The following is a 22,951-nucleotide window of genomic DNA, read 5'->3' on the forward strand; positions in this document are numbered from 1 at the left end:
GGACGATGACCCCCGGACGATGACCCCCGGACGATGACCCCCGGACGGCGCCCCGGGACCATGAGCCCCGGACCAGGACCTCCGGACCATGACCCCCCGGACCAGGACCTCCTGACCATGAGCCCTGGACGGCGCCCCCCGGTCCTGAGCCCCGGGCCTGAGCCCCGGACGGCGCCCCCGGACCGTGACCCCGGGACCATGGCCCCCGGACGGTGATGCTCGGGCGACGGCTGCGCTGGATTCGACGGTCCTGTGTGGTCGGTTGCCGCGGTGCAGGGTTTCTGCGAGCGCGCCGTCTCTTGGGCGTCGCCGGTGGAGCGCCGGCCGGTGAAGGCCGCTCAGCCGGGTGGTGGCTCGTCGTCGAACAGGTTGACCAGGGGCACCAGCCACGCGGCGTGTACGGGCCCCATGGCGGCGTCGAGATCGGCCGGAGTCGGGAGACGGTCACGAAGGACGCCCGGGGAGAGCAGGTTCTGCAGGGCGTGCATGAGCAGGTTGGCCATCGAGTAGGCGGGGTCGATGGCCAAGGCCCGTTCGAGGGCGATGGTGGCCTGGACGTTGTTCCCCGCTCGCCAGGCGGCCATGGCGAGCAGGGACGCGGCCGGCGGCGCGAAACGAGGCTCCAGCCTGCGTGTCAGGTCTTTCCACAGAGGGGCGTGGGATTCATCCATGAGTGTCCAGGCTTCATCGCGGACGCGGATGATCGCCAGGTCAAGGCCCAGTCTGGCTGCCTCCGCGTCGTCCAGTCGGCCGCCCTCCGCGTGGACCCGCAATGCCGAACGCACTCTGGCCAGGCCATCGGCGACGAACCCTCTGGCGTAGGCGTCGAGGTCGGCGGTGGCGGTCAGTCCGGCCCTGACCTCCGCGATCGCCTCGGTCGTGGCCCGGTGCATCGCCATGCGCACCGGGCCCGTGACAGGCGCGAGCGTGCGCTCCAGCGCCTCGCGGTCGGGCAGGGCGACCAGGCCGTGGACCGTGGCCTCCGCGGCGACCTGGCTGGTGGACGGGTTGTAGGGCGTGCCCTGAGCGGGACAACAGCTCGGGACTTCGCACAGGTAGGACCAGTAGCGGCCCTCATGGGCGCGCAGCGCCTCCCCCACCTGGGCTCCCACGCGTGAGGCCAGCCACCGGACCTTGTCCACCGCAGGTGTGACCACCTCGCCGGGACCGTAGCCGACGATCACCATCTCGGTGACGCTCTCCCGTTCCAGCAGGGGGATGAGCGGGTCGAGGGCGCCGGGTTCCAGCGGGAGGCCCCACCGGGCCACGACCTTGGTGACGCCGCGGTCGATGCCGATCAGGACGAGGGAGGTCTTCGGGTGGAAGCCCACCAGGTAGGGGACGGCCGCGAGGACGTCGGACGGGCTGGACAGGGTGAGACGGGGCTCGTCGGTGAGGGCGGGAGCGGGGGTGCAGCTGTCGGTCGTCATGGGCCCTAAGGGTGCCGGGGTCGGGCGAGGGACCGACGAGCCGAATGCCGTTCTGGGGATGGAGGGAGGGTGCCTGGTCGAGGCTGTGGACGACCGGAGTGGGCAGTGCCGCTGATCCGCGATGGTCAGCGGCGTGAGGCCCTCGTCGGCAGGGGCGGCCACAACACGGTGCGCACACTGGTCGAGCGGCATCGTCACCAGTGCATCGGCCTGCCGCACCATCGTGAGCGCAGCCGGTCAAGAAGAGATCGCTCCGGGCTGATCCCGCCCTGCAGGACCTGCGCCTCGGTGGATGGACCGGACGGCCGTCAACCTGAGCCCCTACGACGTGCGGTGCATCGCCTTGAAACGACACCGGGTCACCGTGCGCGGCACGACGTCTGCTCTTTTGTCACCGCGGCTCCGGCGCGATCTTCCCCGGGCGCGACTCGCCCACGGCATTCCCCCGGCGCGTCCCGCCCACGGCCTTCCCACACCATCAGCGCGGCTCCAGCGCAGCCTTCCCCCACCAGGGCTGTGGGTCAGGGTGCTGGGTCAGGGTGCTGGGTCTGGGTCTGGGTCTGGGGTGGGAGCCAGGCGGGTGCGTACGAGGAGGGCGGCGCCTGCCACGGCGGCGGGCATGGCGATGACCGCCACGAACGGGATGAGGAAGAGCAGGAACACGGCCACGCCGAAGCCGAGCGTGGTGGCCTTGTTCGCGCGCAGGAGGGCGAAGCGTTCCTTGCGGGCCATGCCGCGTCGTTCGAGGGCGAGTGTGGTGAGCTCGACTGTTAGGAAAAATCCGGAAACGGCGGCTCCGAGCACCGGCACCACCGTCTGCCCCACCACGGGTACGAACCCGAGCGCGAACAGCGGAACCGTGAACATCAGCATGAACAACAGGGTCACCAGGCTGTCGCGGACGGATCGCGGCAGCGTGCGCCACCAGGGCTGGTCGTCCTCCGTCTCCAGCACGTCGACCGCCGCCGACAACCTCTCGTAGAACGGATCGCCGATCGCCAGGGTGAGCGCGACGAACGTCAGCACCGCCAGCGCCAGCCCACCGAGGAACAGCGCGACGGCCACCACCGCGCGGAACGCCTCACGCCAGCTCCACGAGTCGGCGAACGGCGTCAGGAACGTGGCCAGCTCGGTCGCGTTGGTGCCGAGGAAGATCAGCGCGACCACGTAGACGGCGAACGCGATGACCGCGGGGATGAGCCCGAACACCCACCAGCGCCCATTGCGGGAGACCCAGCCGAAGCCTTCGACGAAGAAGCCCACGCCGGAGAAGAAGTCGCGCACTGATCGCATGCCCGGCAGATTAACGCCAGAAAGCGGTCACCGCGTAGCCGAGCTCCGCGAACAGGTCACGAAGGAGCGGCAGCGAGATGCCGAGCACGTTGCCGTGGTCGCCCTCGATGCCCTCGACGAACCATCCGCCGCGCCCTTCGATGCTGAAGGCCCCGGCCAGGTTGAGCGGCTCCCCGCTGTCGACGTAGGCGGCGATCTCCTCGGGCGAGGGCTGGCCGAAGTGCACCACGGTGGTGGCGACCTCCGCCGCCTGCCGCCCGGAGGCGGCGTCGATGACGCAGTGACCGGTGACCAGCCGCCCCGTGCGGCCGCGCAGGAGCTGCCAGCGCTCCAGGGCCTCCTCGGGTGTGGCCGGCTTGCCGTAGGGGCGGCCGTCGAGCTCGAGGATCGAGTCGCAGCCGATGACCAGCCCTTCGTCCAGCCCGCCCGCGACGGCTTCGGCCTTGGCCTTCGCGAGCACCAGGCTCAGCGCCGCCGGTGAATATGCCGAGTAGGCCTCCTCGTCGACGCCGCTGACGATGACCTTGGGGTCGAGGCCGGCGCTGCGCAGAAGAGCCAGGCGGGCGGAGGATGCTGAGGCCAGAACGATCACTCGCACAGCCTACCGGTCACCAGTCGGGGGTCGCTGTGCCCGGTGAGATCTCACGCCTGCTCGCGCTCCTGCGGCCGCGGGTGACGGCCGCCGTGTCGTACGGACTGCTCCGCGGCGCCGCCGTGCCGCCGAAGATGCCGTCGAGCAGGGTCGTGACGAGGTCGTCCAGCCTGGCGGGAAGGGTGGAGCGTTCGTGGTCGAGCTCGTCGGCCAGGGCGCGCGCGTCGAGCTTGCGTACGGTGGCGCGGTCCGCGAGCAGCGACATGATCATGGGGGCGACCAGCGGCATGAGCTTCATCATGGCCCCGGGCTGCACGGCGGCGAGCTGCGACAACCCGGCGGCCACCCGTTCGGTGCCCTGACCGCCGAACACGTGTCCGAGGATGCTGTGGCCGTCGCGGGTCAGCGAGGCCACGTCGCCGCTGAAGGGGTCGGTGTCCTTGTGGTCGTCGAGTGCGCTGAGCAGGGCGTCGGCACCGTCCGGGTGCTCGGCGTCGCGGGCCATGCCACCGATGATGGTGCCCGCGACGGCCTGGGTCACGATGCGGGCCGTGCCCGGGTCGGTGCCGAGCATCCCGGCGACCTGTTCCAGCCCTGAGTCTCCGAGCCCGGCGAGAAGCTCGTCAGTCAGTGTCACGACAAGTCCCCCGATCCTTGTCGAAACATCCTGCCCGACCACGATCGGCACCAACGTCCGCTTTTGCCTAATTCTCGGAAAATTCCCTCGGGCGGCTCTCGGCCGGCTCCGCCGACCCGCTCAGCAGGCCCGCGGCGGCGTACGCGCCGGCCTCGTCGAGGGTCTCGTGCTCCAGCAGGGCCTCCACGATCGCGTCGAGCTTGTCGCGGTTGTCGCTGAGCACCTGGACCGCGCGCTCGTAGCACTCGTCCACGATGCGCCGCGCCTCCTCGTCGACCATGGCGAGCGTGACGGGCGAGGCCTGGGGCTGCTGGCCGTCGTTGGGCAGGATGGTCAGCGGGCCGATCTTCTCCGACATGCCCCAGCGGCCGACCATGCCCCGAGCGATCATGGTGACCTGTTCGAGGTCGTTCTCGGCGCCGGTGGTGATGACGCCGAACACGACCTGCTCGGCCGCCATGCCGCCGAGCGCGCCCGTGATGCGACCGCGCAGATACTGTTCGTCGTAGGCGTAGCGGTCGCTGTCGGGCGTGGACAGGGTGACGCCGAGCGCCCGGCCGCGCGGGATGATGGAGATCTTCCTGACCGGGTCGGCGCCGGGCTGGAGCATCCCGAGCAGCGCGTGCCCGGCCTCGTGGAAGGCGGTCCTCGTGCGCTCCTCCTCCGGCATCACGATGCTGCGGGCCGCACCGAGCTGCAGCTTCTCCAGCGCGTCGGTGAAGTCGGCCATCGTGACCTTCTCCTTGCCGCGCTTGGCCGCGAGCAGAGCCGCCTCGTTGACGAGGTTGGCCAGGTCGGCGCCCGTCATGCCGGGGGTGGTCTTGGCGAGCCGGTCGAGGCCCACCTCGGGGTCGAGCGGCACGCCCCTCGTGTGTACCTGCAAGATCGCGGTCCGGCCGGCCGCGTCGGGCAGGCCCACCTGCACCGTACGGTCGAAGCGCCCGGGACGCAGCAGCGCCTGGTCGAGGATCTCGGGACGGTTGGTGGCCCCGATGACGATCACGCCTTCGGCGCCGGAGAAGCCGTCCATCTCGGTGAGGATCTGGTTGAGCGTCTGCTCGCGCTCGTCGTGCCCGCCGACGCCACCGGCGCCGCCCCTGGCGCGGCCGATGGCGTCGATCTCGTCGATGAAGACGATCGACGGCGCCACCTTCCGTGCCTCCTCGAACAGGTCGCGCACGCGCGAGGCGCCCACGCCGACGATCATCTCGATGAACTCGGAGGCGCTGGCCGAGAAGTACGGCACCTCGGCCTCGCCCGCGACCGCCCTGGCCAGCAGCGTCTTGCCGGTGCCGGGAGGACCGGCGAGCAGCACACCCTTGGGCAGCTTCGCGCCCAGCCTGCGGTATTTGCCGGGGTCCTTGAGGTAGTCGACGATCTCGACGAGCTCGTTCTCCACCTCGTCGATGCCGGCCACGTCGTCGAACGTGACGCGCACCTTCCCGGCCTCGACGGGCTTGGCCGCCTTGGACTTGCCGAGCCCGCCCAGGCCGCCGCCGCCCATCATGCTGGCGCCGCGCCGCATGATCCAGATCCACAGGCCCGCCAGGAGCAGCACGGGCAGCAGCGACAGCAGCAGGTTGGTGAAGAACCCGCGGGTGATCGGCTGGGAGGTGATCTCCACCTGGCCGCTCGCCAGCTGCTTGTCGAGCTGGTCGGTGTCGGCGAAGGCGGGGATCTCGGTGGCGAACTTGGTGTAGGACTCGCCGCTCTCGGGGTTCTTCGCCGCCGACCTGAGGTCGCCCTCGACGGACAGGCCCTGGGCGTAGATGTCCTTGACGTTCTTCGCGTTCACCTGCTTGGTGAACTCGGTGTACGAGATCGTCTCGACGGAGCCGCTGTCGACGAAGGACGAGACCACGAAGAAGGCCGCGTACACGACGACGAGCGTGACGGCGAATCGCCACCAGTTGATCTTGGGTCGTCCTCCGGGGGTGCCGGGTAGACCCTCCGAGCGCCAGGGCGGCTTGCCCTTGCCCTTGTCGGATGCCTGCGGCGCTCCAGAGCGTTCCACGGCGTCACTCCCCCAAATCGCCGCATTCAATGATCTTCTAGCCTAGGACACGCACCCCTGTGGCCACGCGACCGACCTCGGGCCAGTGCTTTCGCTGCGTGTCAGGCACTGTCACGAACGTCAGGCCGGGCTTGCTCATTCCCCCGTCCATGACGACGACGGCCGCCCGGGAGGAGCGTTTCCCGTACTTGACCCGATAAATCAGCATCCATCCGCGCTTGACCCGCTGTGTGGCCAGCCAGGTGATCCGGGAGCCTTCGGGGTGGTGGTTGAGCGTCCACCGGGCGGCCAGCAGCGCCGTGTCGCGCGGCGACTTCTGCTCCATGATCGGCAGCGGGCAGGTCACCACGATGCCCCGCAGGCTCGTGCCGCGCTTCCTGGGCAGCACCTGCTTCGTGGTGAACGGCGCCGCGTTGTGCGCCTTCCACGGCCGGCCCAGCCTCGGCACGGCCAGCCCGGTACGCCGGTCCCTGACCACCCGCCTGACGGACGGGCGCGCCTTCACGCCTTTGACCTTGGCGGTCAGCTTGGGCACGCGCGGGTCGGCGTACAGGGCCTCCATGGCCGTGTAGCCGGGCGCGAGCGAGGCGCCGGGAGTGGGGCCGGGGGTGCCGGACGCCTGCGCCGCGGGAGCGGGCTCGCCGGACGTGAGGGAAGGCGCGGAGCCGGACGGCGAAGGTGCGGGGCCGGACGAGGACGGTGCGGCCGGCGGCGCGGTTACCGGCCCCGCCGCGACCTCGTCCGGCCCTGACGGGAGCACCACCACGACCAGCGTCACGGCGACGGCCACGACGGCGGCGACCACGGCGAGCCCCCGGTACACCACCCGCATGCGGAGATCACCGATGCGGGAGCGTTTGGGCGGAGAATCAGGGATCCAGGGTCTGGAAGCGGTTCTCACGCGGGAACCGTTGATCTCATCTTCCCCATCGAGCACGAGCGGAGCGTACGACATATCCCGCCATGGCGTCCTCGAAGCGACCGAAGTGCAATCATCGCGTCGCGAATCAGGCCTCGACCGGCGTGTTCACGCACGGAAGACGCGCCCGGCGAGCCAGGGCGCGTCGGCGACGAACGTGCACGAGCCCGGCTCGATCTCGGTGAACCCGGCGTCGCGCACGACCGGCAGCCCGGCGGCCACCTTGGCGTCGAAGGAGTCGCGCGCCGGGGCCGGGCGCACGGAGACCGCCATCCCGCGCTCCCGCCAGGCGGCACGCTCGCCCGCGTCGCTGGCCCACCACGCGAGCTGGGCGGCGTGGCCGGCCTGCGCCATGGCCTTGCCCGCGGACATCTCCAGCTCGGGGTTCTCCCAGAGGACCGGGGGCACGGCGGGCGGAGGCGCGGCGGTGTCGGTCAGCTCGGTGCCTGACACCTGCAGCCGCGCCAGGTCCTTCGGCCAGTCGTCGAGCGGCACCGGCGGATGGACGCGGACCTCGGCCGTACGGTGGGCGATCGTACGCCCCGGCAGCGCGAGCGCCCTGCGCCACTCGGCGCCCCGCGCCCGGCGCACGACCTTGCGGATCTTGCCGGTGGACTGCCAGGCGTGCAGCTCGGCGGCCCACTCCCCCGGGTCGGCGAGCAGGCTCAGCACGGCCATGGCCGCGGCCTCCAGGGCGTCGGTGCGTTCGGGGGGCGTGGCCCGCTCGATCCTGACGACCAGCGGCAGGACGTACAGCTCGGTGTTCATCGCTCTCAAGGGGTTGCTCAGGTGCGTCGTTCCCTAGCATGCCCGATCGCCAGGGACATGCCGGCGGCCACCAGGCAGAGGGCGCCGGCGCCGTACCAGGCGAGGTCGTAGGCGCCCAGGTGGTCGCGGGTGAGGCCCGCGCCGAACGCGGCGAACGCGGCCCCTACTTGGTGGGCGCCGAACACCCAGCCGAAGACGACGGCTCCGTCGGCCCCGTAGATGCGCCGGCACAGGGCGACCGTGGGCGGCACGGTCGCCACCCAGTCCAGGCCGTAGAAGACGATGAAGATCAGCATGCTGGGCTCGGTGGTGGCCGCGAACAGGCCGGGCAGCACCATCAGCGAGAGCCCGCGCAGCCCGTAGTAGACGCCGAGCAGCACCTTCGGGTCGATCTTGTCGCTCAGCCAGCCGGACGCGACCGTGCCCACGATGTCGAAGATCCCGATGACCGCCAGGAGGCCCGCGGCGACGGGCTCGGCCATGCCGTGGTCGTGCGCGGCGGGGATGAAGTGGGTGCCGACCAGGCCGTTCGTACTCGCTCCGCAGATCGCGAACCCACCCGCGAGCAGCCAGAACGGCCGCGTACGCGCCGCCGCGGCGAGCACGCTGACGGCCCTGACGGCGGCGTTGCCCGTGCCGCGCGCAGCCGGACGCGCCGCGCCCGGCTGCGCGCCGAGCGCCGTGGTACCCACGTCCTCGGGCCTGTCGCGCAGCAGCCACCACACGAACGGCACCACGACGAGCGCCGCCGCGGCCACGGCCAGCGACGCGAACCGCCATCCCGGGCCCTGCGCCAGGTGCGCGAGCACGGGCAGGAAGACGAGCTGCCCGGTGGCGCCGCCCGCGGTCAGCACGCCGGTGACCAGCCCGCGGTGGCGTACGAACCAGCGGTCCACCACGGTGGCGGCGAACACCAGCGCCATCGAGCCCGTGCCCAGCCCGACCAGCACACCCCAGAGCAGCAGGAGATGCCAGCTCGCCGTCATCAGCACGGTGAGCCCGCTGCCGCAGGCGATCAGCAGCAGCGCCACGGCGACCACGCGGCGCATGCCGAAACGGTCCATCAGGGCGGCGGCGAAGGGGGCGGTCAGGCCGTACAGCACCAGGTTGACCGAGACGGCCAGCGAGATCGTGCCGGCCGACCAGCCGAACTCCTCCCGCAGCGGCGTGATCAGCACACCGGGGGTGGCACGGAAACCGGCCGCGCCCAGGATCGTCACGAAGGCCACGGCCGCGACGTACCAGGCCCGGTGCAGGCCACGGCGGGTGGAGGTGGTGCTCAAGGTCATGCGCCCATCCTGATCGGCCTCCCATGGCGACGACGAGTGGCCCGAAAGCCAATATGTGAAAGAATCAGGCCATGCCCCATCGGATCGCGGTCGTCGTGCTCGACCACTTCGCCCCGCTCGACCTGGGCGTGCCCGGCCAGGTGTTCTGGAGCGCGCGCGACCAGGACGGCGAGCGGCTCTACGAGGTGGTGACCTGCTCCGAGGGCCGCATGCCGGTGCGCTGCTCGGCCGGCTACACCGTGCAGCCCGACCACGACCTCGACGTGCTCGACACGGCCGGCACGGTCCTGGTGCCGGGGGTCCACGGAGGCAGGGCCCTGGTGAACGGCACGATCTCGGAGCGGCTGTCGGCGGCCCTGCAGGATCGGCCGCGCACGATGTCGATCTGCACGGGCGCGTTCGTGCTGGCCGCCGCCGGCCTGCTCGACGGCCGGCGGGCCACCACGCACTGGACCGAGGCGGCGCGCTTCGGCCGGTTGTTCCCGAGGGTGAAACTGGACCCCGACGTGCTCTATGTGGACGACGGCGACCTGCTGACCTCGGCCGGGGTCGCGGCGGGGATGGATCTGTGCCTGCACGTGATCAGGCGCGACCACGGCAGCGAGGTGGCCAACCACACCGCCCGCCGCTGCGTCATGCCGCCCTGGCGGGACGGCGGCCAGGCACAGTACGTCGAGCGTCCCCTCCCGGACGGCGACGGCGACGGGACGGCCGCCACGCGCGGCTGGATGCTGGCCAACCTCGACGTCCCGCTGAACCTTGGCGCGCTGGCCTCCCACGCGAGGATGAGCGTGCGCACGTTCACCCGGCGTTTCCGCGAGGAGACCGGCGTGAGCCCGGCCAGGTGGCTCACCCGGCAGCGCGTGCAGCACGCCAGGCACCTGCTGGAGACGACGGACCTCGGCGTGGAGGAGGTGGCCAGGCGGTCGGGGTTCGGCACCGCGGTCTCGCTGCGCCAGCACCTGCACGCGGCCGTCGGCGTCTCACCCCTGGCCTACCGGCGTACCTTCCGGCGCACCTGATCGCCCGTTCGCCGCACGACCCCGCGCTCCCGGCAGCTCGCCCACCTAGAATCAGCGCCAAAGATCAATAATGCCGGAAGGGTCGTGACATGACCGAGGGTGACCGCTTACCTCCAGGGATCAATCCCCACGTCCCCAGCGTCGCCCGCATGTACGACTACTACCTTGGCGGCCGCGACAACTTCCCCGCCGACCGCGAGGCGGCCGAGAAGATGATCGAGATCGGCCGCCGGATGGGCAACGACACCCGGCAGATCGCGCTCGCCAACCGCGCTTTCCTGCGCCATGCGGTACGCACGATCGCCGAGGCGGGCGTACGCCAGTTCGTCGACATCGGCGCCGGCCTGCCCACCCAGGACAACGTGCACCAGGTCGCCCACCGGCACGCCCCCGGCTCGCGCGTCGTCTACGTCGACAACGACCCGATTGTGTTGTCCCACGCCCGCGCGCTGCTGGCCAGGGACCCCGACGTCATCGCGGTGGAGGGCGATGTCAGGGACCCCGACGCGATCCTCGACGACCCGGCCGTCATCGGGCGCATCGACCTGGCCGAGCCGTACGCGGTCCTGCTCGTCGCGGTGCTGCACTTCGTGCCCGACGACGGCGAGGCCGCGGGCATCGTCGCCCGCGTCAAAGAGCGGCTGCCGCCCGGTGGCCACCTGGTGCTCTCGCACCTGTACACGGGTGACGCCACCGCCGACGTGACCGACGCGGGCCGGTCGGTCTACCGGGGCACCACCGCCGGCGGGCTGGCCGGGCGCGACCGCGACCAGATCACCGGCTTCTTCGACGGTCTCGACGTGCTCGCCCCCGGCGTCGTACCGGTCGCCGACTGGACGCCCGGCGCCTCCCCCGACGGCCCGTACGACTACGTCAGGGCGGGCATCCTCGCCGGGGTGGGCCGCGCCTGAGCCGGGCGCCCCTCACCGCCGGCTCTGCGCGTACGGCACACCGGAGCGCGCCGACTTGAGCAGGATCACCACCGCCTCGCCGAGCAGGCCGACGCCGATCGAGATCGGCATGGACCTGGCCTCCGGAATCATGCCGGCCGCCACCGCCAGCGCGCCGACGCCGAAGCCGGCCACCAGCGTCAGCGCCCAGACGACCAGCGTCCTGCCCGTGCAGCCCTGCCACAGGACCCCGCCCTTCTGGAACACGACGGTGGTGGCGGCGCGCAGGGCTCCGAAGGCGACACCGCACAGGCCCGTGACGGCGAGCCACAGGAGGTCGGCCACCGACAGGTCGATCTCGCGCAGCCCGTGGATCCCGATGCCCACCATGATGAGCGGCAGCACGTAGACGGCGGATCATCGACGGCCTCGCCCGGCACCGGCCGCCGGGCGCCCGGGTGGACCCGGAGGCGGACGCAGGGGTGGACGCAGAGGCAGACGCGGAGGTGGACGCAGAGGTGGAGACCGAGCGGCTGGCCGCGCTGATCGACGGCCTCGCCCTCGCGGGCGTGCTCCATCCCGACCGGATGACGCCCGAGCTGATGCGCGACGCGCTACGCCGTCACCTCCAGGCTCTCGCAGAACCACGTCCTTAGCGCCTCGTCGAGCGTCCCTCCGGGCCTCTCGCCGGGCGTGCCCGCCCAGGCCACGTAGCCGTCGGGACGTACGAGTACGGCGTCGGGCCCCTCGGACGCCACCACGTCGACCCGGCCGTGGCGCACCAGCAGCCGCCCTTCCGGGTCGAGCAGGACCGGCCGGGCGCGGGCGGCGGGCCGGGCGGGCACGCCGGGCAGGAAGCGGCCGAGCAGCGGATGCGGCGGAGCGGGCATCGGATAGACCACGTCGGAGCCGGCCATCAGGGAGGCGATGCGCCGCCGGGCCGCCTCGTCGTCGAGCAGTTCGCCGAACACCGTGCGCAACGCCGTCACCTCGGCGCCGGGAGCGGTCAGCGCGAGCTGCGCCCGGGTGTGCAGCGCCACCCGCTCGGCGGCCGGCCGGCGCTCGCTCTCGTAGCTGTCGAGCAGCCGCGGCGGCGCCCATCCGCCTACCTCGGCCGCGAGCTTCCAGGCCAGGTTCACGACGTCCTGCAGGCCCAGGTTGAGCCCGGGCGCGCCCATGGCCGAGTGGACGTGCGCGGCGTCGCCCGCCACGAACACCCGGCCCTCGCGGTAACGCTCGGCCACCCGCGTGTTGCGCCCGTTCAGCCGCCTGAGCACGTGCGGGCCCGCGCCGGCGGGGCCGGCGAGCGGCAGGTCGGCGCCGGTCACGCGGGCGAGGCAGGCACGCAGTTCGCCGATGGTCATCGGCACGTCGTCGCCCGGCGCGCCGGGCTCCCACTCCATCACGCTGATCATGAACGTCCCCGGGCCCGCCGGCATCATCGCGTACGCGCCGCGCTCGGTGCGGTGCCAGGCGTAGAGCCCGAACGTGCCCGCGCCCGGCACCTCCAGCTCGGCCCGCTCCATCCGCAGCACCGCCCCCGGCACGCTGACGTGGGCGGCGCGGCTCACGACGTCCGCCGTCACCACTCCCGGGAAGCCGATGCCGGCGAGCCTGCGCACCGTGCTGTGCGCGCCGTCGCAGCCGACCAGGTAGCGGGTGCGCAGCGCGCGCGGGCCCGCGGGCCCTTCGAAGTGCACCGTGACGCCCTCGGCGTCCTGGTCGAAGCCGGTCAGCTCGTGACCGCGCCGGATCCGCGCGCCCAGCTCCAGCGCCCGCTTCTCGAACAGCTCCTCCAGCTCGGGCTGCCTGACGCCCATCCCGTGCATCGGGTTGTCGTCGAGCCCCGACAGGTCCAGCGGCAGCGCGCCGAACACGAACGCGGGTATCGCAGCCTCGTCGCCGGCCAGGCCGCGCCCGCGCAGGAGCCGTACGACCTGGCCGACGATGCCGTTGGCCTTGGGCTGGTCGCTGCGGTGCGGCAGGCGTTCGACGACGAGCGGCCGGACCCCGGCCAGGCTCAGCTCGCAGGCCAGCAGCAGCCCGTTGGGGCCACCGCCGGCGATGACGACGTCGCAGTTCGCGTCAACGTCGATGTTCACGTCACGGCTCCTTGGGTGGGGTCGGGCAGTCCGGTCGCCAGCGCGCGCAGGGCGTCGCGCAGCAGGGGCGCCAGCGGAATCGGCGGGTCGGCGCGCAGCCAGTGGCCGACGGCCGCCTGCACGGCCGAGGTCGCGGTCGCGGCGACGAGATGGGGATAGAGGTCACGGGCGAGGTCGGTGCCCGTGCGCTCGGCCACGGCCGCGGCCAGAGCGCCGTCGGCGGCCAGGGCCACGCGCAGCGTCTCGGCCCGCAGCGCGGGCTCCCTGGACAACATCCGGATGCCCGCCAGCAGCGCGGGGGACGGTGGCGAGCCGGCGTCGCCCGCGTCCTGCTCCCACGGCAGGACCATGGCCTCCGTCAGCGCCTCCCACAGGGGCTCCCCGGGGGGCCGGGCGCGCAGCGCGGCCACCGACCGTTCGATCCGGTCGGTGTGGCGTGCGGCGATCGCCTCGTGCTTGCCGGCGAAGTAGTTGTTGAACGTCCTGGGCGAGACACCGGCCTCGGCGGCGATGTCGTCGACGCGGACGCCCTCCAGCCCGCGTTCCAGCGCGAGCCGGATCGCGGCCGCCATCAGCGCCTCGCGTGTGGCACGCTTCTTCCGTTCCCTCAGCCCGCTCATGGGAGCAGCCTGGAGGATAATTGCGGGTTACGCAAATTTTCGGTTCACGCACCTTCTGGTACGAACATGCGTTCCACGTCGATGGGAGATACTCCTCACGTCCGGCACAACGGCTCTCCAGAACCCGGTACGGTGCGCACAGCGCGTAACATCGTCGAACCATTAAAGTCAGCCTGAGAAGTCATGCTCAATTAATGAGAACCCGTTTAGCGTGTGGTAAGGCTGGTTAGCTGCAAGCTGCGGACACCCCGTAGGCGACACACCGACGCAGGGCCGCGAGATGCGGATGCGTCTACAACAAGTCAGGATGGATTTATGCGGATCTTGGTCCTCGGCGGCGACGGATACCTCGGATGGCCGACGGCCCTCCACCTGTCGCAATGCGGCCATGAGGTGGCGGTCGCCGACAACTTCGTACGCCGTCAGTACGACCTCGAGCTCGGCGTGGACAGTCTCGTGCCGATCGAATCGCTGCACACCCGCGTCACCGCGTGGCAGGAGCGGACCGGCAAGACGATCGACATGTTCATCGGCGACCTCACCGACGCCGACTTCACGTACGGGATGATCCGCGACTTCCGTCCCGACGCCGTGGTGCACTTCGCCGAGCAGCGGGCCGCCCCTTATTCGATGATCGACCGCAAGCACGCGGTCTACACGCAGACCAACAACGTCGTCGGCACGCTCAACCTGCTCTACGCGATCGCCGAGATCGACCCGGAGATCCACCTGGTCAAGCTCGGCACGATGGGCGAATACGGCACGCCCAACATCGACATCGAGGAGGGCTGGCTGGACCTGGAGCACAAGGGGCGCAAGGACCGCGTGCTCTACCCCAAGCGGCCGGGCTCGTTCTACCACCTGTCGAAGGTGCACGACAGCCACAACATGGAGTTCGCCTGCCGCATCTGGGGCCTGCGCGCCACCGACCTCAACCAGGGTGTGGTCTACGGCCAGGAGACGCCCGAGACCACGCTGGACGACCGGCTGGCCACCCGGTTCGACTACGACGCCGTCTTCGGCACCGTGCTCAACCGGTTCGTCATCCAGGCGGTGCTCGGCCACCCTCTGACGGTCTACGGCGCCGGCACCCAGACCCGGGGCCTCATCGACATCCGCGACACGGTCCGCTGCATCCAGCTCGCCTGCGAGAACCCGGCGGACCGCGGCGAGTTCCGGGTGTTCAACCAGATGACCGAGTCCATGTCGGTCAAGGACATCGCCACCACGATCTCCGAGTCCTTCCCCGGCGAGGTGAGGATCGACAACCTCGACAACCCGCGCGTCGAGAAGGAGGAGCACTACTACAAGGTGACCCACACCGGCCTGGTGGAGCTCGGGCTCGTTCCGCACCTGCTGTCCGACACGCTCATCACGTCGCTGTTCGACGTCGCCAAGCGCCACGTCGACCGGGTCCGCGGTGAGGCACTCATGCCGGGCGTCAACTGGCGCAGCCCGGGGGCGGAGCGGACCAGTGAGCGCTGAGGAGGGAGCCTTCGCCCGCGCCACCGGCCGTACGGCTGAGCGCGAGGACGGCGGCCCCGACAAGCCCCGCTACCGCCGCTACCAGTACGACCTGATCGCCCCCCATTGCGGGCGCAGCGTGCTGGAGGTGGGAGCGGGGCTGGGCGAGTTCGCCGCGCAGTTCACCGGCCTCGATCGGCTGGTCGTCACCGACGTCGACCCCGACGCGGTCGCGCTGCTCAAAGAACGTTTCGCGAACGCCTCCGAGGTCGAGGCCATGCAGTTCGACCTGTCCGCCGGCGCGCGGCTGGAGCGGCCGGTCGAGACGGTGATCGCCATCAACGTGCTCGAACACTTCGAGGACGACGGCGAGATCCTGCGGCAGCTGGCCGGTTCGGTCACGCCGGGCGGCACCATCGTGCTCTGGGTTCCCGCCTACATGAGCCTGTACGGCGAGTTCGACCGCAAGGTCGGCCACTTCCGCCGCTACACGCCCGCCACCCTGCGCGACGCCGCCCGTCGCGCGGGGCTCGGCGTGACGCTGGCCAGGCCGGTCAACCTGCTGGGCGGGCTCGCCTGGTGGGCCGCGGTGCGCATGGGCAAGGCGGGCTCGCCGAAGGCGGGCGCGGTCGGCCTGTACGACAAGGTCATCGTGCCGGTCACCCGGGTGCTCGACCGGGTGCTGCCGATCCCCTTCGGCCAGTCGGTGCTCGGTGTGCTCCGCGTGCCTCACGACGGGGAGCGCGCGGCCGGTGATTGACCTACGCGGCTTCCTCCGTGGCACGCTGCCACGCATCTTCACGCGCTACACGCTCGGCTCTGTGGCCGCGGCCGTGGTGAGCGAGGTGACGCTGCTGGTGGCCTACGGCCAGAAGCTGCTCGGAGCCCAGGCGGCCGCGGTGGCCGCCTGGGCGCTGGGCGCGCTGACCAACTATCTGCTCGCCCGCTGGGCGTGGAAGCGCCGCGGACGCCCAAGGGTGCTGCGCGAGCTGCTGCCGTTCTGGGCCACGTCGGTGACGGGGCTGCTGCTCACCACGTGGGCGACCGGAGTCGCCCACGACGTCGGACCCCGGCTGTTCGCCACCGACGGAGCGCGCGTGCTGTTCGTGGGCGCGGTCTTCCTCGGGGTCTACGGCGTGCTGTTCCTGGCGAAGTTCTGCTTCTTCCACTACTTCGTCTTCGCCGACCCCCGCGCGGGCTCCGCCGGCGAGGCGGACGAAGACGAGGAGGCGGACCCCGGCGAGGCCGACGGCCCCGGAGCCACGGACGGCCCCGACGGCGCGGCGCCGCGGCGCTCCCGCAGCCACGTGCCGAGCACCACGCGCAAATAGCGGTAACCGTAGACCAGGTTGCCGCCCTTCTTGGTCGTGCCGGCGACCCGCAACCGCATCGTGGCCGGCACCTCCACCACCTTGTAGCCCCGCGAGATGACGCCGATGAGCAGCTCGGACGACTGATACTGCGGCTGCTTCAGCGTGACGGCCCCGGTGACCTCGGCGCGCATCGCGCGCATGCCGAACGAGGTGTCGGTGATGCGCTGCCCGGTCAGCAGGCTGATCATGCGGGCGAAGACGTGCACGCCCAGGCGGCGTACACGGTCGTAGGTCTCCTGGCGTCCCAGCACCCGCGAGCCGGTGACGAAGTCGGCCTCCCCCCGCAGCACCGGGCCCAGGATGCGCTCGATGTCGGCCGGGTCGTACTGCCCGTCGGCGTCGGTGGTGACGATGTAGCGGGCGCCGCCCGCCCTGGCGATGCGGTAGCCCAGCCGCAGGGCCGCGCCCTGCCCCCGGTTGACGGGGACGTCGCAGACCAGCGCGCCCGCTTTGCGGGCCACGGCCGCCGTGTCGTCGGCGGCGCCGTCGACGACCACGACGGTCGCCGTCTCGTGCCCCGCGATGACGGCCGGGATCGCGCTGACCACGTCGCCGATGCCGCGTTCCTCGTTGTAGGCGGCGATGACGATCGCGATGGGGGGAAGTTCGCCGCCGTGCTCGGCGGTGAACTCCGCCATCGCGGCGGCGTCGACCCGCGCGTCGGTGTTCGCCTTGTGATCGCCGGTCATGCTTGGCCCTCCACACCACCAGGCGCGAAGTCCGGCCACACGGTCGGCAGGCCGGTGGTCAGATCGTGCCGTGGTTCGTACCCGAGTGTCTTGGCCAGCGACGTGTCGAGCACGACCGCCGGCATCTCTCCTTGCTTGGCGGCGACGTGCTCGACCGGGATCGGCGCCCCGGTGACCTCGCGTGCCGCCTCGATCAGCTCGTTCACGCTCACAGAACGCCCGGAGCCGACGACCAGGGGGCCGGTGTGGCCCGTGCGCCAGGCCACCTGGACGGCCTGGACGATGTCGTCCACGTGGACGTAGTCGCGCAACTGGGTGCCGTCGCCGTACACCTGGACGCCGGCGCCCTCGGCGGCGGCGCGCATCAGCCGGGGCACGAAGCTGTCCTTGTGACCCATGCCCTGGCCGTAGACGTTGGCGAAACGCAGCGCGCAGGCCTGCATGCCGTACACGCCGGAGTAGGCGCTCAGCAACATCTCGCCCGCGGCCTTGGTCGCGCCGTAGGGGGTCAGCGGGCGCAGCGCCTGCCATTCGGTGATGGGCGCGCTGCCCACGTCGCCCGTCACGGCGTTGGTGGAGGCCAGCGTGAACCTGGGCACCTCCCGCTCGCGGGCCAGTTCGAGCAGCCCCGCGGTCGCCGCGACGTTCACCTCATACGTCCCCGCGGGATCCTCGACCGAACGCAACACCGACGTGACCGCCGCGAGGTGCACGACACCGTCGAGCCCCGCGGACACGGCCTCACCCCGGACCGCCGGGTCGCGCAGATCTCCGACCACAGAGCGCACCTCGGGGTCGGGATGGGCGTTCAGATCAGCCACCACGACCTCGGCACCTTCTGCGAGCAGAGCCGCGACCAGGCGTCTGCCGATGAAGCCTGACCCTCCCGTGACCAGCACACGAGCTCCGGCGAACTCCGACATTCGCCGCTCCTTTCGCTTGACGTTCTGCAGACCCTACCGGCGCAACCTGTAGATTCGCTCCATCCGGCTGCCCAGGTTCGCAGTGTTCAGACGCATCGCACGGAGCCGGGGCGCACATCGCGTACGCTACGGTTTTCGCATCCTGTGATCGTGACAGCCGAGATCGGAGCAGCCCCATGGAGTGCCGGTGACCCCCGAACTGATCATGGGGCCGCCGCTGGCCGTCGGTTTCGCTCTGGCGGTGTTCGCCCAGCGCAGGGGCTGGTCGCCGCCGCTGTGGGTGGCACTGTGCGCCGGGGCCGTGCTGCGGGTGCTCGCCATGGTGCTGGCCCCTCAGATGGCCGTGCAGCCGTACGACTTCGAGCACGACTTCCGTGACGCCGCCAACTCCGTGCTCGACGGGCAGAACCCGACGATGCACCTGCGTGAGGGAGGCTGGCATTTCCTGCCGCTGCTCGCCTACGTGCTGGCCGGGCAGCAGGAGCTGGGAGAGACGCTGGGGTTGTCGTGGGCGGTCGCCGGCCGGATCGTGCCGATCGTCGCCGACCTCGCCCTCATCCCCCTGATCAGTAAGCTCGCGACCGAGCGCGGCGCGCTGCGCGGCTTCCAGTACGCGTGCCTGCCCATCGGTGTCCTGGTGAGCGGGCTGCACGGCCAGTTCCCGCCCATCACGCTGCTGTTCGGCGTGGCCGCGCTGCTGGCCGCCCGGCGGGGCCACGCGCAGCTCGCGGGGCTGCTCATCGGCCTGTCGGTGTCGTGCACCCACTGGTCGCTGCTGCTCGTGCCAGGCGTCGTGCTGGCGGTGCCCGGCCTGCGCCGCCGGGTCTCGGTGCTCCTCTGGACCGCGTTGGCGCCCCTCGCCATGCTGGCCAGCAGTTCGCTCTTCCTCGACACGGCGGTCAGCGAGCTGCCCGCCCTGGTGCGCGCCATCATGTCGACCCGCCCGGTGGTCGGCGACTGGGGCTGGACGGCCGTGGCGACCGGCGGGCAGCAGATCGTCTCGCCCGCCTTCGGCCGCGTCGGCCTGGTCATCCTGGCCGCGGCGCTCCTGGCCGCGCTCTGGTGGTGGCGGCGGGCCGAGCCCGAGGTGCTGACCCTCGCCCTTCTCCTGGTCTTCCTCATCGTGACCTACCGGCTGGGCGCCCAGTATCTGCTCTGGCCGCTGCCCTACCTCCTCGCCCGCCCGCCGCGCGGGGCCTGGAGCGCCATCACGCTCACGAGCCTGTGGGTGGCGGTCGGCTATCTGCACCTGATCTATTTCCTGACGGGCATGGAGTGGGCAACGGCCCAGCGGGTGTGGGTGTTCTCGTCGCTCGCCGTCATCGCCGCACTGGTGTACGCCCTGCCCTGGCGTGAGCGGGGCGGGCCCGCGACAGGTCCGGCGGCCGGCGTGAGAGGGCTTTCTGACGGTCATGAGCCGGCGGTGAACGGCCTCCGGTGACACCTCGGGCCGTTCACCACCCGAAAATGTACGTGCACCGAAACTGCACATAGTGCCGCTCTTTTCTGCATCACGGAATTTCCGGGCGTCCCGCACAGCAGGAGAGATCAGGACTTAGCATCTCTGCATGGACGCTTACCCACCCGCCAGGAGTGGCGTAAAGCGAAAAGATGCCTTCATCCTCGGAGTGGTCCATCTCCTTGCGGTTCTCCTCGGCATAGCGGCCGGCCCGGGCTGGCTGGATCTGGACCTGGCCGCTCTTTTCGTCGGATACGCCGCACTGGCCGCCGCCGTGCTCGTCATTATTCGTAAACCGTTGCCGGATCCGCCTCCCGCGACCCTGGCCATCGTGATGCTCACGGTGGTCACTCCGGCCCTGGCCGGCCTGACGGCCCACGGGATCGCCCAGGCCGTCGCCGGTGCGAAGGGCCACGCCGTGGCCGTGAACTGGTCTCCCAATCCCCTTGGCGCCGGTCGCACGGCCCAGGCGGAGGTCCGCTTCGAGCCCGGATACACCCGGCTGCGGGTTCCCGTGTCGTACAAAGACCCCGCGAAGAAGCTGGGGTCCTGCCCGCACAGCCGGGTCGCTGTTCTGATGGACGGCCGCCGGCCTCACGAGAACAAGGAGAACTTCGGCCATGGGGAATTCGCCGAGTTCGAGATGGACGAGAACACGAGCCGGGTCACCGTGTCCATGGAGCTGATCTCCACACAGAATTGCTCGATATCCATCACCACGAAAAACGTCACACTCCATCGGTGAGGTCCAGATGAAGTCCGGTAAGCCCGCACGGAGCGCCGGCATTCTCGCGGCGGCGTTCGTCCTCGTGACCGCCTGCGGGTCTGCGGCGCCTCCTCCGCCCCTGGACGCCGACATCGTCTCGGTGGGCGTCAAGTTGTACCCTGGCCTGTCTCCGGAGAACAGCCACCTTCCGGTGGGCTTCGAGGCACAGGCGCGGAGCAAGATTCTCAAGCACGCGGGCGTCCGGAAGTCGGCGCCCACTCGCGTGTGGGCGAACAACTGGGAGACCACGCTGAGCAACGGGAAAGTCCACCTGGTGATGGGGATGATCTCCGACAGCGACCTCAGGGCGGGCAGGTTCCGGCTCGCCCGCTCCTATCTGCGGACCGACATCGGGCTGCTGACCCTCGCCGACGCCGAGCCGGTCCACAGGGTCGCGGACCTCGCCGGCAAGACCATCTGCACGGTGGAGGGCACCACGGCCGACGAAACGATGAAGGTGCTGCAGAGCTCCGCCCGCCTGCATCTCACCTCCGTCTCGACCCCGGAGACGTGCGTCGAGAAGGTCAGGAAGAAGGAGGCCTTCGCCTACAGCACCGACCGGATCATTCTCATGGGCTTCACCACCCAGAGCGAGAACGTCGACGAGGAGACGGGAAAGTCCCGTTTCCGGGTGCCCGATCTGCCGTTGGGCAGGCAGCAGCACATCTCGATAGCGCTGCGCAAAGATCATGGCGAAGCCTGCCGGCGTCTGGTGAGCGCCATCGACACCTATGTCAGGAGCAACGACTGGCTCACCGACCTGCGAAGCCAGCTCATCGACGAATATCTGAGACTGGCGCCCGGCAACCCTCACATGACCGACGAACAGATCAGGGAGAAGTTCGAGCCAAAGGTGATCGACACCGATCGTTGCGCCGACGGGGACGCGCTCACAGCCCCCGCCTGAGACGATGTGGGTGGAGCTATGGGGATTCGAACCCCAGACCTCCTCCATGCCATGGAGGCGCGCTACCAACTGCGCCATAGCCCCTTGTCGCGTGTACGAGTGTAGCCGACTTCCCGACCTCTCAAGCACACTCCCGAACCCGCGCACATCCGGCGAACCGCGGGCCGGCTCGGCACGCGCCCGTGACGCCGAGCCGGCCATGCACGGTCAGCCGACCGACCTCGCCTTCTCGATGAGCGTGGCCAGCTCCGCCACCATCGGGTCCTCGGAGTCGGTGGCCAGCCGGGAGGCGTGCTCGCCGAGCGTGGACAGGTCCAGACCGAACGCCTTCTTGTCCCGCAGGTAGCCGGCGAAGGCGGCCACGACGACGTCCACCTGGAGGCGGACCGGCGCCTCCGACCACACCGACCCGGCCAGATCACTCGCCCGCAACGACGTGCTCTCCTCCGAGGCGGCCCGGGTGTCGGGGTCCTGCCAGCGCACGGTGGCCTGGGCGAGCTGGCCCTTGGCGCCGGGCTTGAGCTTCAGCGCGTACAGGGCGGTGACGGAGTGGCCCGGCCCGATCTCGCCGCCGTCGCGGGAGTCGTCGCGGAACTCCTCGGTGGACAGCATGCGGTTGTCGTACCCGACGAGCTGGTAGCTCTCCACCACGGACGGGTTGAACACGACCTGCGCCTTGGCGTCGCGCGCCCGCAGCTCGATGGTGGCGGGCAGCTGTGTGGTGAAGATCTTGTCCGCCTCCTCCGGGGAGCTGACGTAGACGGCCATGCCGTCACCGTTGTCGGCGAGCTGCTCCATGAGCTCGTCCCCGTAGTCCCTGCCGACGCCGACGGTGAGCAGCGTGACCCGCTTGGCCGCGTGCTCCTTCACCCGGTCGAGGATGTCCTGCCACTCGGTGCTGCCCTGGTTGGCCAGGCCGTCGGAGAGCAGGATGACCCGGTTCGTGGCGGCGGTCCTGAACGCCTTGGACGCCTCCTCGTAACCGGCGACCATGCCGCTCTCCAGGTTGGTGCCGCCGTCGACGGCCAGCTCGTCCACCGCGCCGCGCAGTTCCTCCCTGGCGGTCAGCGGAGTCATCGAGGCCAGCACGGTGGCCTCGTCGCTGAACGCCACGATGGAGACCTGGTCTCCGGGCGCGAGCTGGTCGAGCAGCTTGTTCAGCGCCGACTTGACGAGGTCGAGCCTGCCCGGCTCGGCCATCGAACCGGACACGTCGACGACGAACGTGAGGTTGGCGGGCCTGCGCTGGGCGGTGTCGGTGGCGCGCGTCTGCAGGCCGACCCGCATGACCGCCCCGTCGCCTGACGGCAGCTTCGCGCCGTCCACGTGCACGGCGAACCCGTCGCCCGGAGGCTGTGCGTAGTCCTGCCTGAACGCGTTGACCCACTCCTCCGGGCGGATCTCCGCGGGCGCGGGCCAGCGGCCCTCCTGGAGGGTACGGCGGGCGTAGCCGTACGACGCGGTGTCCACGTCCAGGGCGAACGTGGAGATCTGCGCCTTCGCGGTGTCCTTGTGCCCTTCCTCGTCGGCGCTCTGTGTCGCCGACGGGGCCGGCCGATTGCGGGCGTCGACCGGCACCGCCGCGCGCTCTCCGTCCGCCGAGCCGCCGCCCGGGCCACCGCAGGCGGCGAGCGTCAGGACGGCCATCAGTCCGACGCCGAACACCAAGGGACGAAATTTCATCACATCCACCTCCGCTCGTACGACGGAATCGGCGGAGCGGCGGCCGGGCCGGTGACGTAAGCGAGCACAAACCGCGACCGTCACGTGATCAGTTGTGACAAATGGTGCATT

22 protein-coding genes and 1 tRNA gene are annotated in these 22,951 nt (G+C 70.9%); 8 read left to right on the forward strand and 15 right to left on the reverse strand.

Features of this window, described 5'->3' with window-relative positions; all coding sequences use genetic code 11:
• Positions 1-338: 338 nt before the first annotated feature.
• From E1295_RS31245 to E1295_RS31280, 8 genes are all read right to left on the reverse strand, one after another.
• Positions 339-1,430, reverse strand: coding sequence for a DUF4192 domain-containing protein (locus tag E1295_RS31245; protein WP_132635768.1), 1,092 nt, complete (start codon positions 1,428-1,430; stop codon positions 339-341).
• A gap of 534 nt (positions 1,431-1,964) precedes the next feature.
• Positions 1,965-2,723: an EI24 domain-containing protein gene (locus tag E1295_RS31250; protein WP_246080565.1), complete on the reverse strand. Its 759-nt coding sequence runs from the start codon at positions 2,721-2,723 to the stop codon at positions 1,965-1,967.
• 10 nt (positions 2,724-2,733) lie between these two features.
• On the reverse strand, positions 2,734-3,315 hold the full coding sequence (locus E1295_RS31255; RefSeq protein ID WP_132635771.1) for a Maf family protein: 582 nt from the start codon (positions 3,313-3,315) through the stop codon (positions 2,734-2,736).
• 16 nt (positions 3,316-3,331) lie between these two features.
• On the reverse strand, positions 3,332-3,952 hold the full coding sequence (locus E1295_RS31260; protein WP_166427493.1) for a DUF937 domain-containing protein: 621 nt from the start codon (positions 3,950-3,952) through the stop codon (positions 3,332-3,334).
• A gap of 67 nt (positions 3,953-4,019) precedes the next feature.
• The gene (ftsH, locus tag E1295_RS31265) at positions 4,020-5,966 is read right to left on the reverse strand and encodes an ATP-dependent zinc metalloprotease FtsH (RefSeq protein ID WP_132635777.1); all 1,947 of its coding nucleotides are present in this window, start codon (positions 5,964-5,966) and stop codon (positions 4,020-4,022) included.
• A 37-nt stretch (positions 5,967-6,003) separates the two neighbouring features.
• Positions 6,004-6,798, reverse strand: coding sequence for a hypothetical protein (locus E1295_RS31270; RefSeq protein WP_132635780.1), 795 nt, complete (start codon positions 6,796-6,798; stop codon positions 6,004-6,006).
• 195 nt (positions 6,799-6,993) lie between these two features.
• Positions 6,994-7,653 carry a peptidyl-tRNA hydrolase gene (locus E1295_RS31275; protein WP_132635783.1) on the reverse strand — a complete coding sequence of 220 codons (660 nt, stop codon included), beginning with the start codon at positions 7,651-7,653 and terminating at the stop codon, positions 6,994-6,996.
• Between the two features lie 17 nt (positions 7,654-7,670).
• Positions 7,671-8,942 carry an MFS transporter gene (locus E1295_RS31280; RefSeq protein WP_132635786.1) on the reverse strand — a complete coding sequence of 424 codons (1,272 nt, stop codon included), beginning with the start codon at positions 8,940-8,942 and terminating at the stop codon, positions 7,671-7,673.
• 71 nt (positions 8,943-9,013) lie between these two features.
• Here E1295_RS31280 and E1295_RS31285 point away from each other — a divergent pair, with 71 nt between their 5' ends.
• Both E1295_RS31285 and E1295_RS31290 read left to right on the forward strand, forming a co-directional pair.
• Entirely contained in the window at positions 9,014-9,964 is a 951-nt protein-coding gene (locus E1295_RS31285; protein ID WP_132635789.1) for a GlxA family transcriptional regulator, read from the forward strand.
• Positions 9,965-10,053: 89 nt separating this feature from the next.
• A complete protein-coding gene (locus tag E1295_RS31290) occupies positions 10,054-10,875 on the forward strand; it encodes an SAM-dependent methyltransferase (RefSeq protein ID WP_132635792.1) in 822 nt (273 codons plus the stop codon).
• A 12-nt stretch (positions 10,876-10,887) separates the two neighbouring features.
• On the opposite strand, the gene E1295_RS31295 is transcribed toward E1295_RS31290, so the two are convergent.
• On the reverse strand, positions 10,888-11,259 hold the full coding sequence (locus E1295_RS31295; RefSeq protein ID WP_132635795.1) for a DUF1453 domain-containing protein: 372 nt from the start codon (positions 11,257-11,259) through the stop codon (positions 10,888-10,890).
• 77 nt (positions 11,260-11,336) lie between these two features.
• Here E1295_RS31295 and E1295_RS31300 point away from each other — a divergent pair, with 77 nt between their 5' ends.
• Positions 11,337-11,510, forward strand: a complete 174-nt coding sequence (locus E1295_RS31300; RefSeq protein ID WP_220448986.1) for a TetR family transcriptional regulator C-terminal domain-containing protein — start codon at positions 11,337-11,339, stop codon at positions 11,508-11,510.
• Here the strand turns inward: E1295_RS31300 and E1295_RS31305 are convergent.
• Together E1295_RS31305 and E1295_RS31310 are read right to left on the reverse strand one after the other, a co-directional pair.
• Positions 11,469-12,956 (reverse strand): FAD-dependent monooxygenase, encoded by a 1,488-nt coding sequence (locus tag E1295_RS31305; RefSeq protein ID WP_132635801.1) that lies wholly within the window; start codon positions 12,954-12,956, stop codon positions 11,469-11,471. The genes E1295_RS31300 and E1295_RS31305 overlap by 42 nt on opposite strands.
• A complete protein-coding gene (locus E1295_RS31310) occupies positions 12,953-13,576 on the reverse strand; it encodes a TetR/AcrR family transcriptional regulator (protein ID WP_181958069.1) in 624 nt (207 codons plus the stop codon). Before E1295_RS31310 ends, E1295_RS31305 begins: the two co-directional genes overlap by 4 nt.
• Before the next feature lie 315 nt (positions 13,577-13,891).
• On the opposite strand from E1295_RS31310, the gene E1295_RS31315 reads away from it, so the two are divergent.
• Positions 13,892-15,061: an NAD-dependent epimerase/dehydratase family protein gene (locus E1295_RS31315; protein WP_132635808.1), complete on the forward strand. Its 1,170-nt coding sequence runs from the start codon at positions 13,892-13,894 to the stop codon at positions 15,059-15,061.
• Positions 15,051-15,800: a class I SAM-dependent methyltransferase gene (locus tag E1295_RS31320; protein ID WP_132635811.1), complete on the forward strand. Its 750-nt coding sequence runs from the start codon at positions 15,051-15,053 to the stop codon at positions 15,798-15,800. The genes E1295_RS31315 and E1295_RS31320 overlap by 11 nt, the downstream gene beginning before the upstream one ends.
• Positions 15,801-16,208: 408 nt before the next feature.
• On the opposite strand, the gene E1295_RS52805 is transcribed toward E1295_RS31320, so the two are convergent.
• Together E1295_RS52805 and E1295_RS31335 are read right to left on the reverse strand one after the other, a co-directional pair.
• Entirely contained in the window at positions 16,209-17,102 is an 894-nt protein-coding gene (locus E1295_RS52805) for a glycosyltransferase family 2 protein (protein ID WP_132635817.1), read from the reverse strand.
• Positions 17,099-18,025, reverse strand: coding sequence for an NAD-dependent epimerase/dehydratase family protein (locus E1295_RS31335; RefSeq protein WP_132635820.1), 927 nt, complete (start codon positions 18,023-18,025; stop codon positions 17,099-17,101). The genes E1295_RS52805 and E1295_RS31335 overlap by 4 nt, the downstream gene beginning before the upstream one ends.
• A gap of 187 nt (positions 18,026-18,212) precedes the next feature.
• Here E1295_RS31335 and E1295_RS31340 point away from each other — a divergent pair, with 187 nt between their 5' ends.
• The 3 genes from E1295_RS31340 to E1295_RS31350 all read left to right on the forward strand — a co-directional run bounded on the left by E1295_RS31340 (position 18,213) and on the right by E1295_RS31350 (position 21,157).
• Positions 18,213-19,466: a hypothetical protein gene (locus E1295_RS31340; RefSeq protein ID WP_132635823.1), complete on the forward strand. Its 1,254-nt coding sequence runs from the start codon at positions 18,213-18,215 to the stop codon at positions 19,464-19,466.
• Between the two features lie 127 nt (positions 19,467-19,593).
• Positions 19,594-20,229: a hypothetical protein gene (locus E1295_RS31345; RefSeq protein WP_132635826.1), complete on the forward strand. Its 636-nt coding sequence runs from the start codon at positions 19,594-19,596 to the stop codon at positions 20,227-20,229.
• A gap of 7 nt (positions 20,230-20,236) precedes the next feature.
• Entirely contained in the window at positions 20,237-21,157 is a 921-nt protein-coding gene (locus E1295_RS31350; protein WP_132635829.1) for a substrate-binding periplasmic protein, read from the forward strand.
• Positions 21,158-21,168: 11 nt separating this feature from the next.
• Here E1295_RS31350 and E1295_RS31355 read toward each other — a convergent pair.
• Both E1295_RS31355 and E1295_RS31360 read right to left on the reverse strand, forming a co-directional pair.
• A tRNA-Ala gene (locus E1295_RS31355) sits at positions 21,169-21,241 on the reverse strand.
• 123 nt (positions 21,242-21,364) lie between these two features.
• The gene (locus tag E1295_RS31360; RefSeq protein WP_246080567.1) at positions 21,365-22,840 is read right to left on the reverse strand and encodes a vWA domain-containing protein; all 1,476 of its coding nucleotides are present in this window, start codon (positions 22,838-22,840) and stop codon (positions 21,365-21,367) included.
• Positions 22,841-22,951 lie beyond the last annotated feature (111 nt).

It is taken from the genome of Nonomuraea mesophila (genome assembly GCF_004352805.1).
Taxonomy (GTDB): domain Bacteria; phylum Actinomycetota; class Actinomycetes; order Streptosporangiales; family Streptosporangiaceae; genus Nonomuraea; species Nonomuraea longispora.

Bases quoted from the DNA above. Each gene is read 5' to 3' on its own strand.
- E1295_RS31285 (WP_132635789.1), top strand. From the start codon at position 9,014: ATGCCCCATCGGATCGCGGTCGTCGTGCTCGACCACTTCGCCCCGCTC.
- E1295_RS31350 (WP_132635829.1), top strand. From the start codon at position 20,237: ATGAAGTCCGGTAAGCCCGCACGGAGCGCCGGCATTCTCGCGGCGGCG.
- E1295_RS31310 (WP_181958069.1), bottom strand. From the start codon at position 13,576: ATGAGCGGGCTGAGGGAACGGAAGAAGCGTGCCACACGCGAGGCGCTG.
- E1295_RS31270 (WP_132635780.1), bottom strand. From the start codon at position 6,798: ATGCGGGTGGTGTACCGGGGGCTCGCCGTGGTCGCCGCCGTCGTGGCC.
- E1295_RS52805 (WP_132635817.1), bottom strand. From the start codon at position 17,102: ATGACCGGCGATCACAAGGCGAACACCGACGCGCGGGTCGACGCCGCC.
- E1295_RS31290 (WP_132635792.1), top strand. From the start codon at position 10,054: ATGACCGAGGGTGACCGCTTACCTCCAGGGATCAATCCCCACGTCCCC.
- E1295_RS31280 (WP_132635786.1), bottom strand. From the start codon at position 8,942: ATGACCTTGAGCACCACCTCCACCCGCCGTGGCCTGCACCGGGCCTGG.
- E1295_RS31245 (WP_132635768.1), bottom strand. From the start codon at position 1,430: ATGACGACCGACAGCTGCACCCCCGCTCCCGCCCTCACCGACGAGCCC.
- E1295_RS31335 (WP_132635820.1), bottom strand. From the start codon at position 18,025: ATGTCGGAGTTCGCCGGAGCTCGTGTGCTGGTCACGGGAGGGTCAGGC.
- E1295_RS31275 (WP_132635783.1), bottom strand. From the start codon at position 7,653: ATGAACACCGAGCTGTACGTCCTGCCGCTGGTCGTCAGGATCGAGCGG.
- E1295_RS31315 (WP_132635808.1), top strand. From the start codon at position 13,892: ATGCGGATCTTGGTCCTCGGCGGCGACGGATACCTCGGATGGCCGACG.
- E1295_RS31250 (WP_246080565.1), bottom strand. From the start codon at position 2,723: ATGCGATCAGTGCGCGACTTCTTCTCCGGCGTGGGCTTCTTCGTCGAA.
- E1295_RS31360 (WP_246080567.1), bottom strand. From the start codon at position 22,840: ATGAAATTTCGTCCCTTGGTGTTCGGCGTCGGACTGATGGCCGTCCTG.
- E1295_RS31345 (WP_132635826.1), top strand. From the start codon at position 19,594: ATGGACGCTTACCCACCCGCCAGGAGTGGCGTAAAGCGAAAAGATGCC.